Origin of the sequence: Serinibacter arcticus, assembly GCF_003121705.1 — a bacterium.
Taxonomy (GTDB): Bacteria; Actinomycetota; Actinomycetes; order Actinomycetales; family Beutenbergiaceae; genus Litorihabitans.
In genome coordinates, this window is the sequence record NZ_PYHR01000002.1 from 437,373 (window position 1) to 451,109 (window position 13,737).

At 74.7% G+C, this 13,737-nt stretch carries 14 protein-coding genes and 1 pseudogene; 11 read left to right on the forward strand and 4 right to left on the reverse strand.

Annotation, left to right across the window (positions count from 1 at the left end):
* Positions 1 to 30 precede the first annotated feature (30 nt).
* Positions 31 to 585, forward strand: a complete 555-nt coding sequence (locus C8046_RS02075; protein ID WP_109228060.1) for a dihydrofolate reductase family protein — start codon at positions 31 to 33, stop codon at positions 583 to 585.
* Positions 586 to 632: 47 nt separating this feature from the next.
* On the opposite strand, the gene C8046_RS02080 is transcribed toward C8046_RS02075, so the two are convergent.
* Positions 633 to 1,022: a DUF1304 domain-containing protein gene (locus C8046_RS02080; RefSeq protein WP_109228061.1), complete on the reverse strand. Its 390-nt coding sequence runs from the start codon at positions 1,020 to 1,022 to the stop codon at positions 633 to 635.
* 151 nt (positions 1,023 to 1,173) lie between these two features.
* Here C8046_RS02080 and C8046_RS02085 point away from each other — a divergent pair, with 151 nt between their 5' ends.
* Positions 1,174 to 2,145, forward strand: a complete 972-nt coding sequence (locus C8046_RS02085) for an LLM class F420-dependent oxidoreductase (RefSeq protein WP_109230668.1) — start codon at positions 1,174 to 1,176, stop codon at positions 2,143 to 2,145.
* Positions 2,146 to 2,228: 83 nt separating this feature from the next.
* Positions 2,229 to 2,747 (forward strand): PH domain-containing protein, encoded by a 519-nt coding sequence (locus C8046_RS02090; RefSeq protein ID WP_109228062.1) that lies wholly within the window; start codon positions 2,229 to 2,231, stop codon positions 2,745 to 2,747.
* Here the strand turns inward: C8046_RS02090 and C8046_RS02095 are convergent.
* Positions 2,744 to 3,994, reverse strand: coding sequence for a glutamyl-tRNA reductase (locus C8046_RS02095; RefSeq protein WP_158277107.1), 1,251 nt, complete (start codon positions 3,992 to 3,994; stop codon positions 2,744 to 2,746). The genes C8046_RS02090 and C8046_RS02095 overlap by 4 nt on opposite strands.
* 142 nt (positions 3,995 to 4,136) lie before the next feature.
* On the opposite strand from C8046_RS02095, the gene hemE reads away from it, so the two are divergent.
* Genes hemE through C8046_RS02135 form a run of 8 tightly spaced genes read left to right on the forward strand, consistent with a single transcriptional unit; the run spans position 4,137 to position 12,521 of the window.
* Positions 4,137 to 5,219, forward strand: a complete 1,083-nt coding sequence (hemE, locus tag C8046_RS02100; protein WP_109228064.1) for a uroporphyrinogen decarboxylase — start codon at positions 4,137 to 4,139, stop codon at positions 5,217 to 5,219.
* A 2-nt stretch (positions 5,220 to 5,221) separates the two neighbouring features.
* The gene (locus C8046_RS02105) at positions 5,222 to 6,589 is read left to right on the forward strand and encodes a protoporphyrinogen/coproporphyrinogen oxidase (protein WP_158277108.1); all 1,368 of its coding nucleotides are present in this window, start codon (positions 5,222 to 5,224) and stop codon (positions 6,587 to 6,589) included.
* Positions 6,586 to 7,239, forward strand: coding sequence for a hydrogen peroxide-dependent heme synthase (hemQ, locus tag C8046_RS02110; protein ID WP_109228066.1), 654 nt, complete (start codon positions 6,586 to 6,588; stop codon positions 7,237 to 7,239). Before C8046_RS02105 ends, hemQ begins: the two co-directional genes overlap by 4 nt.
* Positions 7,236 to 8,447: a ferrochelatase gene (locus tag C8046_RS02115; RefSeq protein WP_109228067.1), complete on the forward strand. Its 1,212-nt coding sequence runs from the start codon at positions 7,236 to 7,238 to the stop codon at positions 8,445 to 8,447. Before hemQ ends, C8046_RS02115 begins: the two co-directional genes overlap by 4 nt.
* Positions 8,444 to 9,376 (forward strand): hydroxymethylbilane synthase, encoded by a 933-nt coding sequence (gene hemC, locus C8046_RS02120; protein ID WP_109228068.1) that lies wholly within the window; start codon positions 8,444 to 8,446, stop codon positions 9,374 to 9,376. The genes C8046_RS02115 and hemC overlap by 4 nt, the downstream gene beginning before the upstream one ends.
* A gap of 24 nt (positions 9,377 to 9,400) precedes the next feature.
* Entirely contained in the window at positions 9,401 to 10,192 is a 792-nt protein-coding gene (locus tag C8046_RS02125; RefSeq protein WP_109228069.1) for a uroporphyrinogen-III synthase, read from the forward strand.
* Entirely contained in the window at positions 10,189 to 11,166 is a 978-nt protein-coding gene (hemB, locus tag C8046_RS02130) for a porphobilinogen synthase (RefSeq protein WP_109228070.1), read from the forward strand. Before C8046_RS02125 ends, hemB begins: the two co-directional genes overlap by 4 nt.
* Positions 11,154 to 12,521, forward strand: a complete 1,368-nt coding sequence (locus C8046_RS02135) for a glutamate-1-semialdehyde 2,1-aminomutase (protein ID WP_109228071.1) — start codon at positions 11,154 to 11,156, stop codon at positions 12,519 to 12,521. The genes hemB and C8046_RS02135 overlap by 13 nt, the downstream gene beginning before the upstream one ends.
* Before the next feature lie 30 nt (positions 12,522 to 12,551).
* Here the strand turns inward: C8046_RS02135 and C8046_RS19660 are convergent, their stop codons facing one another.
* Together C8046_RS19660 and C8046_RS19665 are read right to left on the reverse strand one after the other, a co-directional pair.
* On the reverse strand, positions 12,552 to 12,833 hold the full coding sequence (locus C8046_RS19660; protein WP_268921354.1) for an SIP domain-containing protein: 282 nt from the start codon (positions 12,831 to 12,833) through the stop codon (positions 12,552 to 12,554).
* A gap of 74 nt (positions 12,834 to 12,907) precedes the next feature.
* A pseudogene (locus C8046_RS19665) lies at positions 12,908 to 13,504 on the reverse strand (siderophore-interacting protein); the annotation flags it as partial.
* Between the last annotated feature and the right edge of the window lie 233 nt (positions 13,505 to 13,737).

The following is a 13,737-nucleotide window of genomic DNA, read 5'->3' on the forward strand; positions in this document are numbered from 1 at the left end:
ATGTCGGTGGTTCGTCCTAGTCTCGCCGGCATGGCACGAATCATCTTCGACACCGCGACCACCCTCAACGGCTGGATCGCCGACGAGCACGACTCCCTCGCCTGGCTGTTCGCCGTGGACGGGGGTGAGCAGCCCGACGACGCGCTGCTGCCCGCCGGGGCGACCGTCCTGGTCGAGGGGTCGACAACCTACGAGTGGCTGCTGCGGGAGAACGACGTCCTGGCGCACCCGGAGAAGTGGCAGGAGTTCCACGAGGAGAAGGTGACGTTCGTCTTCACGACGCGCGAGCTCCCGGTCCCCGAGGGCGCGGACGTCCGGTTCGTCTCGGGTCCGGTCCTGGACGCGCTGCCGGCGATCCGGCAGGCGGCCGGCGACGGTGACGTCTGGGTGGTGGGCGGGGGAGACCTCGCCGGCCAGTTCCTCGACGCCGACGTGCTGGACGAGATCGCGGTCTCGGTCGCGCCGGTCGCGCTGACCGGCGGGGCCCCGCTGCTGCCGCGGCGGGTGGAGTCCGACCGGCTTCGCCTGGTGTCGGCGACGGCGTACGGGCAGTTCGCGCGCCTGGTCTACGAGGTGCGGCGGTAGGGGGAGGTGCGGCGGTAGGGGGACGGACGGAGGGCCGGCCCGGCAGGTCAGCCGGCGAGCAGCCCGATCACGACGGCGAGGACGCCGAGCAGCGGCAGCGTGAGCTGCGTCAGTGCCGCCCGCGCCTTCGAGCGCGACGACAGCAGCAGCACGAGCCCGGCCAGCACCATCGACCCGGCACCCACGAGGACCAGGGTGAGACCGACGGCCTCCTGCCCGAGCGCCGTCGTCACGATCCCGACGAGCACGGCGACGGCCAGGAACAGGTTGTAGAACCCCTGGTTGAACGCCATCTCCTTCGTGGCCTCGGCCTGCTCGGCGGTCAGGCCGAACGTGGCGCGCGTGCGGGCCGAGGTCCAGGTGACCGACTCCATCACGAAGATGTAGACGTGGAGGAGGGCGGCGAGGCCCGTCAGGACGAGTCCGGCGACGATCATGGGGCTGCCTCTTCCGTTCCGCGACGCCCGCCGACCGACGGGCACCACAGGGTAGCGACGCCGTCCTGGACACCGTCGCCGGACACCCCGGACAGTGGAGGTGGCCGCCGAGCAGGCCGGCACGCAGGGGCACGAGAGTCGGGAGTCGACGATGACGACGCGTTTCGGGTACACCCTCATGACCGAGCAGAGCGGGCCGCGCGAGCTGGTGCGGTACGCCGCGGCCGCCGAGGCGCTCGGGTTCGACTTCGAGGTCTCCAGCGACCACTACTCGCCCTGGCTGACCGAGCAGGGCCACTCGCCGTACGCGTGGGCGGTCCTCGGCGCCGTCTCGCAGGTCACCGAGCGCGTCGAGCTCATGACGTACGTCACCTGCCCGACGATCCGGTACCACCCAGCCGTCGTGGCCCAGAAGGCCGCCACGCTCCAGCTCCTCAGCGACGGCCGGTTCACCCTCGGTCTCGGGTCGGGCGAGAACCTCAACGAGCACGTCGTGGGCGAGGGCTGGCCGTCCGTCGCCGTGCGGCAGGACATGCTCGAGGAGGCCGTCGAGATCATCCGCGAGCTCCACACCGGCGAGCTCGTCACCTACGACGGCGAGTACTTCCGCGTGGACTCGGCCCGGATCTGGGACCGTCCCGAGCAGGAGATCCCGATCGCGCTCGCCGTGTCGGGCGACGCCTCGATCGAGCGGTTCGCCCCGCTCGGCGACCACCTCATCACCACCGAGCCCAGTGCCGACCTCGTGAGCGCCTGGGACGCCCGCCACCCCGGCGGCGCCTCGCGCAAGATCGGCCAGGTGCCGATCAGCTGGGACCCTGACCGGGACGTCGCGGTCCGACGGGCCCACGAGCAGTTCCGCTGGTCCTCGGGCGGCTGGAGCGTGAACGCCGATCTCCCGACGCCGGCGGGCTTCGCCGGGGCGTCGCAGTTCGTCAGGCCGCAGGACGTCGCCGAGTCGGTCGCCTGCGGGCCCGACCTGGACGAGCTGGCCGCGAGCGTACGGCCCTACCTCGAGGCCGGGTTCACCGACGTCGCCATCGTCCAGGTGGGCGACGAGGCGCAGCAGCGGTTCCTCGACGAGGCCGCCGGACCCCTGCTGGAGCGCCTGCGGGCGCTGTAGCCCCGGACGGACACCCCGGTCCTGACGGACCCGCGGTGACGCCCTCGCGCGCACGGGGGCGTCACTGGCTAGGGTGACGGCTCATGGGCTACCCCGAGGACACGCTGGCGCAGGACGAGCAGCTCGTGCTGCACCGGCACCCGCACTTCAAGACGCTGATCCTGCCGTTCCTGGCGCTCGTGATCCTCACCACGGCGGCGGTGCTGGCGTGGAGCTGGAGCCGGAACGCGGACATGTCGGACTCCGCCTCGACGATCCTCGGGATCGTCGTCGGGGCCTTGTGGCTGATCGGTGTGCTCTGGCTGTTCGCGTGGCCGATGCTGCGCTGGGCCACGACGCACTTCGTCATCACCGACCGCCGTGTCATGTTCCGGCACGGCATCCTCACCCGGACGGGCATCGACATCCCGATGTCGCGCATCAACACGGTGCAGTTCCGGCACGGTGTGATCGACCGGATCCTGCGCACCGGGACCCTCATCATCGAATCGGCCTCGGACGACCCGCTCGAGTTCAACGACATCCCGCGCGTCGAGCACGTCCACTCGCTGCTGTACCACGAGGTGTTCGACGACGAGGGCGACGGCCCGCGCCGGAGCTAGTCGCCGTCGACCCGGAGCTGGTCCCCGTCGACGTCCACGCCGAGCACGACGCCCAGCGCCTGCTCGAACTCGGCCACGCGGCCGTCGGCGGCCGCCTGCCGAGCACGAACCGACGGGCCGTGCTGCAGCACCCCGGCGAGGTGGCGCAGCGCCTCCTCGGTCCGGTCGGCCTCCTCGGCGGTGGACGCCCGTCGTCGTGACCGGTCGATCTCGGCCTCGAGGAGGCTGCCCACGTGGCCGCGGAGCGCGACGACGGCGGCCGTCGCGTCCTGCTGGGCGGTGTACTCGGCGACCGCGTCGGCGATGAGGGACGCGGAGATGTCGTCGCTGGTCAGCCCCGGCACCTGGGCGTGCTTGGCGATGGTCGCGAGGTCGAGCAGGTCGACACCGGGCAGGTCGCCGACGGCGGGGTCGACGTTGCGGGGGAGACCCAGGTCGATCACGAGCAGGCGGCGCGCGCGGCGCGGGCCGATCTCCAGCTCGCCGATCGCGACGCGGCTCGTGCAGGTGAGCACGACGTCGGCCTCGGCGATGCCGAGCCCGAGGTCGCCGACCGCCTGCGCCCCGTGCTTGGCGGCGAAGTCCTCGGCGCGTCCGGCGGCGGAGTAGACGGCGACGTCGCGGACGCCGCGCGCCGCGAGGGCCGTCACCGCGGTCCGAGCGTGCGCGCCGGTCCCCACGAGCAGCACGCGCGCGCCGCGCAGATCGGGCAGGTGGCTCGCGGCGAGCTCGAGGGCGAGGTGCGTCACCGAGGCGTCGCCGGTGTGGTGGGCGCGACGACGGACGTCGCGGGAGACGTGCATGGCGCGCTGGAAGGCCTGGTCGAGCGTGGCGGTCGTGCACCCGGCGACGCGGGCGGCGTCGTAGTCGCGCCGCACCTGGCCCGCGATCTCCGGCTCGCCGACGACCAGGGAGTCGAGGCCGCACGTCACGGCGAAGAGGTGGCTGACGGCGTCGCCGTCGAGCCGGACCGCGACGGCCGACGTGAGCTGTGCCACATCGCCTCCGGTGCGCTGCGCGAGCGAGGCGACCAGCTGCTCCGTGACGACGTGGTCGGTCCCGGGCGCGACGTCGAGGTAGGCCTCGAGCCGGTTGCAGGTGGAGAGCACCACGGCCCCGGAGACGTCGTCGCGCTCCATCGTGCGAGCGATGAGATCAGGTGTCGCGAGGCCGGCGAACGCGGCCGTCGTCCGCTCCAGGACGTCGAACCCCGCCGTGGCGTGGGTGAGCGACAGACTGAGGAGCACGACGTCATCGTAGGTGCCTTTTCGAGCCGCCCCCAGTAAGGTGACCCTCAGCATCGTCGCAGGTCAGAGGGATATGACGGGCTGTCACGACAGATCGTCACGACATGCCCGAGACCCCCTCCAACGGTGCGAGGATGACGCGGTGACCCTCCCCAGCACGCACCCGCTCGTCGACGGCCGCACCTCCGACTCACCCCTCGTCCGCGCCTACCGCGGCCAGCTCACGCAGCACACCCCGGTGTGGTTCATGCGGCAGGCCGGCCGGTCGCTGCCCGAGTACCGCGAGCTGCGCGCCGGCGGCGACATGCTCGCCGCCTGCCTCGACCCCGCCACCGCGAGCGAGATCACCCTGCAGCCGGTCCGGCGGCACGGCGTCGACGCCGCGATCCTCTTCAGCGACATCGTCATCCCGGTGCTGCTCGCCGGCGTCGACGTGGAGATCGTGCCCGGCCGTGGCCCCGTGTTCGCGACGCCGGTACGCACGGCCGCGGACGTGGCGGCTTTCCCGCGACTCGACGGCGCCGCGCTCGACCCCATCCGCGAGGCGGTCGCGCTCACCGTCGCCGCACTCGGCAGCACGCCGCTCATCGCGTTCGCCGGTGCCCCGTTCACGCTCGCGTCCTACCTCGTCGAGGGCGGACCCTCGAAGGACCAGCAGCGCGCGCGGACCCTCATGCACGCCGACCCCGCGACCTGGACGGCGCTGCTCGAGTGGTGCGCCGGGGTCTCCGGCGCGTTCCTGCGCGCCCAGGTCGAGGCGGGCGCGAGCGCGGCGCAGGTGTTCGACTCGTGGGTCGGCTCGCTCAGCCGTGAGACCTGGCGCGCCCACGTCGCCCGCCACACGGCGCGCACGCTCGCCGCGGTGGACGGCCTCGGCGTCCCGAAGGTGCACTTCGGGCTCGGCTCGGCCGGCATCCTCGACCTGCTGCCCGGCATCGGTGCCGACGCCGTCGGGGTGGACTGGCGGACCCCGCTGGACGAAGCCGCCGCGCTCGTGCCGCGCTGGCCGCTGCAGGGCAACGTCGACCCGGCCGTGCTCGGCGCCCCGTGGGAGGTCGTCGAGGCGCACGTGCTCGACGTCCTGCGCCGCGGCGCCGCCGCGCCCGCCCACGTCCTCAACCTCGGCCACGGCGTCCCGCCGGAGACCGACCCGACGGTCCTGACCCGGATCGTCGAGCTCGTGCACGCGCAGGGCCGTCCGGCCGTCGGGGGCGCGCGCGGATGACGATGCCCGCGACGCGGTCCTCCACCCCGAGCGACGCCCTCCCCGTGATCGTCGTCGGGGCAGGGATCGCGGGGCTGGTCGTCGCGCGCGACCTCGCGGCAGCCGGGGTTCGCGTCGTCGTCCTCGAGCGCTCGGAGCGCCTCGGCGGCCAGATCGACTCGGCGATGCTCGCGGGCCGCCGCGTCGACGTCGGTGCCGAGTCCTTCGCCACCCGGGGCTCCGCGGTCGCCGACCTCCTGGCCGACCTCGGGCTCGCCGACCACGTCCGCAGCCCGCTGGACCGGCCCGCGTGGATCCACTACTCCACGGGGCGCAGCTATCCGCTGCCGGCGGCGGGCATGCTCGGGATCCCGGTGCGGCCGCTCGCGCGCGAGATGGTCGCGGTGCTCGGCTGGCGGGGTGCGCTGCGCGCCGCGGCGGATGCCGTGCTCCCGCGACGATCCTTCCCGGCGCGTGCGAGCGTCGGCGACGTGGTCGGCGCGCGCATGGGTCGCACCGTCGTCGAGCGGCTCGTGGATCCGGTCGTGCGCGGCGTCTACTCCTCCGCGGCCGACAGCCTCCCGCTCACGACGGCGTCGCCCGCCCTCGCCGAGGAGCTGACCCGGACGCGCCGGCTCGGTCGGGCCGCCCGGAACGTGCGCGCCGCCTCCCCGGCGGGATCGCAGGTCAACGGTCTCGACGGCGGGCTCGCCGCCCTCGTGGACGCGCTGGCCGCACAGGTGCGGAACGCGGGTGGCACGATCCGCACCGGCGTCGAGGTCGTCAGCCTCGTGCCCGGGGGCCTCCGGGTCCGCCCGCACGACGGCGGTGCGCCGGGCTCCGAGGAGGAGGTGGCAGGGCCGGTGGTGCTGGCGGCACCGGGGATCGCCCCGGGGACCACGCGCGAGCGCGAGATCACCGTCGTCGCGGCCGCCGTCCGCTCGCACCGACTGACCGGGGCGCCCCGCGGCACCGGCGTGCTCGTCTCGGCGGGCGCGCCGGACGTCGCCGCCCGCGCGCTGACCCACTCGAGCGCCAAGTGGTCCTGGCTCGCGGCCGTCGCCGACGTCCACCTGGTCCGGCTGTCCTACGACGTCCCACCCGCGCCGGAGGACCTCGAGCGGGTGCTCGAGTGCGACGTCCGCGCGCTGACGGGTGCGACCGATGCCGAGGTGCTCGAGCACGTCGCCCGCACCTGGCGGCGCACGCTCGCCGTCTTCCCCGATCCGCAGGCCGACCCGGCGGGCTCGCCCCGGCTCGTCGGCGAGGCCTCCGGCCGCACCGGGCTGGCGTCGATCGTGCCGCACGCCCGAACGGTCGCCGCCGAGCTCGCCGCGGCCGAGCCCCTCTCCTCCTCCACCACCTCCACCACCCAAGGAGCACCGTCATGACCACCGAACGTCTCGGTTACGCGCTGTGGGCGGTCTTCCGCCGCGAGGGAGCCCACCCGGTCGCCGACGGCCTGGCCGGTGCCGGCGAGGAGATCGCCGCGCTCGGCGTCGACCTGCGAGGCATCTACGACGTCTCCGGCCTGCGGTCCGACGCCGACCTCATGGTCTGGCTGACCGGCGAGGAGCCCTCGGCGCTGCAGCGGGCCCTGCGTGTGCTGCGCCGCCTCGAGCCTTTCGCCTCGATGCCGGGCACGTGGAACGCGCTCGGGGTGCACCGCGAGGCCGAGTTCACCGCCAACCACTCGCCGGCGTACATGAAGGGCCTGCCGCCGAAGCCCTGGCTGACGGTCTACCCGTTCGTGCGCAGCTACGAGTGGTACGTCCTGCCCGAGGAGGAGCGCCGCGCGATGCTCGGCCAGCACGGCCGGTCCGGCTCGGCCTACCCCCAGGTGCAGACCAACACGGTCGCGAGCTTCGCGCTCGGCGACTACGAGTGGCTGCTCGCGCTGGAGTCGGAGGAGCTGGTCGACCTGGTCGACCTCATGCGCCACCTGCGGGCCACCGACGCCCGCCTGCACGTCCGCGAGGAGATCCCGTTCTTCACGGGACGACTGATCAGCACCGACGAGATCGAGGAGGTCGTGGCATGAGCACCCAGCCCACCGTCAGCGAGCACACGAGCGCAGCGGCCAGCGGCGCGACCACCGGCGAGGTGCTGTTCGCCTCTGCCGCCGCCTCCACCGGGCCCCGCCACGTCGAGGTCCCCACGGCCTACGACGGCATCCTGCTGGCCGGCTTCGGCGGCCCCGAGGGGCAGGAGGACGTCATCCCGTTCCTGCGCAACGTCACCCGCGGCCGCGGCATCCCGGACGAGCGGCTGGAGGAGGTCGCGCACCACTACCGCCACTTCGGCGGTGTGAGCCCGATCAACGAGCACAACCGCGAGCTCAAGGCGGCCCTCGAGGCCGAGCTCGCGGCCCGCGGGATCGACCTCCCCGTCTACTGGGGGAACCGCAACTGGGCGCCCTACCTGAACGAGGCCGTCGAGCAGGCCGAGGCGGCGGGGGACCGCACCCTGATCGCCATCGCCACCAGCGCCTACTCGAGCTTCTCCTCCTGCCGGCAGTACCGCGAGGACTTCGCGAGGGTGCTGACGGAGACGGGTCTCGGGGGCACCGTCACCATCGACAAGGTGCGTCCGTTCTTCGACCACCCCGCGTTCGTGCACACGTTCATCGAGGGCGTGCGCGACGCCGTCGCCACGCTGACGGCCGACGGCGTGGCCACCTCAGCGATCCGCGTGCTGTTCTCCACCCACAGCATCCCCACGGTCGACGCCACCCGCTCGGGCCCGTCGTTCCTCGAGCTGGGGGAGCACGGCGCGTACGAGGCGCAGCACCTCGCCGTGGCGGAAGTGGTGATGGCGGCGCAGGAGGTCGAGGGCGTGGCCTGGAACCTCGTCTACCAGTCGCGGTCGGGGCCGCCCACGCAGCCCTGGCTCGAGCCCGACATCAACGACCTCATCGAGACGCTGCCGGGCGAGGGCGTCGAGGCGGTCGTCATCGTGCCGCTCGGGTTCGTCAGCGACCACATGGAGGTCATGTGGGACCTGGACGAGGAGGCGACCGAGAGCGCGGCCGAGCACGGTCTGCGGTCGATCCGCACGCCCACGCCCGGCATCGACCCCACCTACGTCACCGGACTGGTCGACCTCGTGCTGGAGCGCGTGAACGGCACCCCGGCCGCGCAGCGCCCCGCGGTGACCGAGCTCGGCCCGTGGTTCGACGTCTGCCGCCCGGGCTGCTGCGAGAACATCCGCGCCGGGTTCAAGCCCGCGGCCGCCGGCGTGGTGCCGTGACGCCGCTGCGCATCGGCACGAGGGCCAGCGCGCTCGCGCTGACCCAGACGACGGCGTGGGCCTCCTCCCTCGGTCTGCCCGAGGGTTCCTACGAGCTGGTCCGGATCACGTCCGAGGGCGACCGCAGCACCGCGTCGCTGGCCTCCCTCGGAGGGACCGGCGTGTTCGTCTCGGCGCTGCGGGAGGCGCTGTTGGCGGGTCAGGTCGACGTGGTCGTGCACTCCTGCAAGGACCTGCCCACCGCCCCCGCCGACGGCATCGACCTCGTCGCGGTACCGCCGCGCGAGGACCAGCGCGACGCGCTCGTCGCCGCGGGCGGCCTGCGGCTCGAGGCCCTGCCGGAGGGCGCCGTGGTCGGGACCGGGTCGCCGCGGCGCCGGGCGCAGCTGCGCGCCCGCCGGCCGGACCTGCTCGTCGTCGACATCCGCGGCAACGTCGACACCCGGTTGCGACGGGTGCTCGACCCCACCACCGAGCCCGAGCGCCGGCTCGATGCCGTGGTGCTCGCGGCGGCCGGGCTCGCCCGGCTCGGCCGCAGCGACGTCGTGACCGAGCTGCTCGAGCTCGAGGACTGGCCGACGGCGCCCGCGCAGGGGGCTCTCGCCGTCGAGATGCGGGCCGACGCAGATCCCGAGCAGCGCGCGGCCGTCGCCGGCACCGACCACGCCGCCACCCGCACGGCGATCGCGTTCGAGCGGGACGTGCTGCGGATCCTCGAGGCCGGCTGCGCCGCGCCGCTCGGGGTCTCGGCGCTGCCGTCGCGCGACGGCGAGCCGGGCACCGACCCCACCGACGTGGAGGTCGTGGCCGGGGCGTACTCGCTCGACGGCGCCCGGAGCGTGCGTGCGCGCGCCCGGCTGGGCTCGGCCACGCCCCAGGACGTCGTGACCGAGCTGCTCGCGGGCGGGGCCGAGGCGCTGCTGCGATGACGGACCTGCGATGACGGACCGGTCATGAGCGACGACGACGCCACCTCCGACGGTGACGGCCTCCGCGGCCGCACCGTGCTGCTCACCCGCGCGGGTGAGGGCGGCCGGATCTGGCAGACCCAGGTGCGCGCCCGCGGTGGTGACGCGCTGCTGGACGCCCTCCAGGACTACCGTCCGACGTCGCGGCCCGAGGCCCTGATCGCGGCGGCCGCCGACCTCGCGGGCTACGACTGGCTGGTGCTCACGAGCGTCCGGGCCGTCGAGGCTCTCGTCGCGGCCGCCGGCGCGGGCGGGCTGCGCCCCGGCGGGGTCGCCGTCGCCGCGGTGGGGAACGCGACCGCCGAGGCCGCGCGGCGGGTGGGGCTCGCCGTCGTCCTCGTCCCGGAGCGCCAGAGCGCCGAGGGACTGCTGGCCGCCTGGCCGCTGACGACCGCCGGCGCCCGGGTGCTGCTGCCGCTGTCCGCGCTCGCGCCGTCGACCCTGCCCGACGCCCTCGCGGCGTTCGGGGCCGTGCCCGAGCGGGTGGAGGCGTACACGGTCCAGCCGCGTCCGCCGCGACTCGAGGTCGAGCGCGCGCTGAGCGAGGGCCGCGTCCACGGCGTCGTCCTCACCTCCGGGAGCACCGCCCGCCGGTTCGCGGAGGTCGCCGCCGCGCACCCGCCCGTCCCCGTCGTCGTCGCGATCGGTCAGCCGACCGCCGAGGCGGCCACCGCCGCCGGCCTCACCGTCGACGCCGTCCCCGACCACCCCGACCCGGGCAGCGTGCTGCTGACCCTCGCCGACGCCCTCGACGCCCGTCTGGAGAACCGCCCGTGACCCCTGCCCCGTACCTCCGCCCCCGCCGGCTGCGGGCGACGCCCGCGCTGCGCGAGCTGACCCGCGAGACCCGGCTCCACCCGCGTCAGCTCGTGCTGCCGATGTTCGTCCGGGAGGGAGCGTCCGAGCCCGTGCCGATCGCCTCCATGCCCGGCGTCGTGCAGCACTCCACCGACAGCTTCCGTCGCGCGCTGGTGGAGGCCGCCGAGGCCGGCATCGGTGGCGTGATGCTGTTCGGCGTCCCGACCGCCAAGGACGCGCGCGGCTCCGGTGCCGACGACCCCCGCGGCGTGCTCAACGCCGCGACGGCCGTCGCCGTGGCCGAGGTCGGCGACGCGCTGGTCGTGCAGACCGACCTGTGCCTGGACGAGTTCACCGACCACGGCCACTGCGGCGTGCTGGACGCCCGCGGCGACGTCGACAACGACGCCACGCTCGAGCGCTACGCCGCGATGGCGCTGGCGCAGGCCGAGGCGGGTTCGGCCCTGCTGGGGCTGTCGGGAATGATGGACGGTCAGGTCGAGGCCGTCCGCGCCGCGCTCGACGACGCCGGACGCTCCGGCACCGCGATCCTCGCCTACAGCGCGAAGTACGCCTCGGCGTTCTACGGCCCGTTCCGCGAGGCCGTCGACTCGTCGCTGCAGGGCGACCGCCGCACCTACCAGCTGGACCCGGGCAACGCCCGCGAGGGCCTGCGCGAGGCCGAGCTCGACGTCACGGAGGGGGCCGACGTCGTGATGGTCAAGCCGGCGGGCTCCTACCTCGACGTGCTCGGCGCGCTGGCGGCGACCTCCCCGGTCCCCGTCTGGGCCTACCAGGTCAGCGGCGAGTACTCGATGATCGAGGCCGCCGCCGCGCACGGCTGGATCGACCGCCGGCGCGCGGTCGAGGAGTCGCTGCTCTCGATCCGCCGGGCCGGTGCCGACGCCGTCCTGACCTACTTCGCCACGGAGGTGGCCGCATGGCTCCGCTGACCCGGACCGGGCAGACCGACCCGAGCACGCCGACCAACGAGCAGGAGTTCGACCGCTCGCGCGCCGTCATCCCCGGCGGCGTGAACTCGCCGGTGCGCGCGTACGGCTCGGTCGGCGGCACGCCGCGGTTCCTCGCGAGCGCCTCGGGCCCGTACGTCACGGACGTCGCCGGTCGCACCTACGTCGACCTCGTCTGCTCGTGGGGACCCGCGCTGCTGGGCCACGCGCACCCCGAGGTCGTGGCCGCCGTGCAGGAGGCCGCCGCCCGCGGGCTGTCGTTCGGCGCCCCCACCCACGGCGAGACCGAGCTCGCCGAGACCGTGGTGGCGCGCCTCGACGTCTCCGGTCGCCGCGCGCTCGAGCGGCTGCGCCTCGTCTCCACGGGTACCGAGGCGACGATGACGGCGATCCGGCTCGCCCGTGGTGCGACCGACCGCCCGCTGGTGGTGAAGTTCGCCGGCCACTACCACGGCCACTCCGACGGCCTGCTGGCCGAGGCGGGCTCCGGCGTCGCCACGCAGGGGCTGCCCGGATCCGCCGGCATCCCCGCCGAGATCGCGGCGCAGACGCTCGTGCTGCCCTACAACGACCTGGACGCGCTCGACGTCGCGTTCGCCGCGCACCCGGGTCGGATCGCCGCCGTCATCACCGAGGGCGCCGGCGCGAACGCCGGTGTGCTCCTCCCGCAGACCGGTTTCAACGCCGCCCTGGCCGCGCGCACCCGCGCGGCGGGCGCCCTGCTGATCCTCGACGAGGTGCTCACCGGCTTCCGCGTCGACCCCGCCGGCTGGTGGGGACTGGAGCAGCGCGACGGCGCCGACTGGACTCCCGACCTCGTCACGTTCGGGAAGGTCGTCGGAGGCGGGATGCCACTGGCGGCCGTCGGCGGGCGACGCGACGTGCTGGAGCTGCTCGCCCCGCTCGGCCCCGTCTACCAGGCGGGCACGCTGAGCGGGAACCCGCTCGCCGTCGCGGCCGGGCTCGCGACGCTGCGGCTCGCCGACGCCGACGTCTACGCACGCGTCGACGCCGCGGCCGGCGCGATCGCCGACGGGCTGGAGGACGTGTTCGTCGCCCTCGGGCACGCCGTCACCGTCTCGCGGGCCGGCAGCTTGTTCTCGCTGGCGTTCCGGGACGGCGAGGTGCGCGACTACGACGACGCCCGCGACCAGGAGGGGTGGCGCTACCGCGCGTTCTTCGCCTCGATGCTCGAGCAGGGGATCTCGCTGCCCCCGAGCGTCTACGAGGCGTGGTTCCTCTCGGCGGCGCACGACGACGCCGTCGTCGACCGGGTCCTGCAGGCGCTGCCGGCGGCCGCTCGTGCCGCGGTCGAGGCGCGGCCGCCCGCGGCCTGAGGGGGCGCGGCCCGAGGGCCGCGGCGCCCGTCAGGCGTTGCGCTCGGACTGGCCCTCGCGCCAGTAGCCCATGAACGCCACGCGCTTGCGGTCGATCCCGCGGCCGGTGACCAGGGCCCGGCGCATCGCCTTGATGACGGCGGACTCGCCGGCGAGCCAGGCGTAGAGCTCGCCCGAGCCCACGGCCTCGGGCGACTCCCACAGGCCCTGGGTGTCGACGTCGACGTCGTCGAGGTTCTGGGGCCGGGGCGCCGCGGCGGCCGAGACGATCGCGGGGTGGTCGTCGAGCCAGCGCGTGACGGCCGGCAGCACGCGCTCGCCGACGCGCCGGCCGTCCCGGGGAGCCAGGTCACGGAGAACGAGGCCGGGTGGTCGACGGTCAGCACGTCCGCGGCGGTCGGCACCTCGATGAACGCGTGCACGTCGCGGCCGGCGGGCAGCATCTCCAGGATCGCGCAGATCGCGGGGGCGGCCGTCTCGTCGCCCGCCAGGAGCAGGTGGTGGGCCGTGCCCGGACGGAAGTCGATCCCGAGCGAGGACTGCTCCGAACGCCCGTCGGGGCCGACCAGCACGAGCTCGTCGCCCGGGACCGCGCGCTGGACCCAGCGCGAGGCCGGACCCATGTCGCCGTGGCAGACGAAGTCGACCGTGACGGTCCGCGCGGCGGTGTCGACCCGACGCACGGTGTAGGTGCGGATCGGGTTGCGATCCTCGACGGGGGTGGCGCGCCAGGTCCCGTACCAGGCGAAGGCCTCGCTCTGCTCGTCGTCGTCGGCCCCGAGGTCGGCCAGACGGCCGTCGGGGAGCGGGAAGACGAGCTTGATGCGCTGGTCGAGGCGATCCGTCCCGAAGTGCTCGAACCGGGGCGAGGTGAACACGACGCGGAGGAAGTGCTCGCCGAGCGGCTGCACCGACTGCACCCGGGCGCGGTACGGCCGGCTCGCCGGCCTGGTGGCCGGGGCGAGGGAGCTCGGGACGGGCATGCGGGGGATCGCCTCCAGGGTGCGGCGGGGATGACGGACGCGTTGTTGACTGAGGCGAGCCTAACCTCCCACGGCCGCCGATGGGGCGTGAGCCCGGTCTCAGGGGTCGGCCGTAGGGTCGAGGTGTGAGCCAGCAGCCCCCCGCCGACCGTCCCGTGCCCGACGTGCCCCGACGTCCGTCCCGCTGGGAGGAGATGGTGGCGGCGAACCCGGCGCACTCCACCTGGTACGTC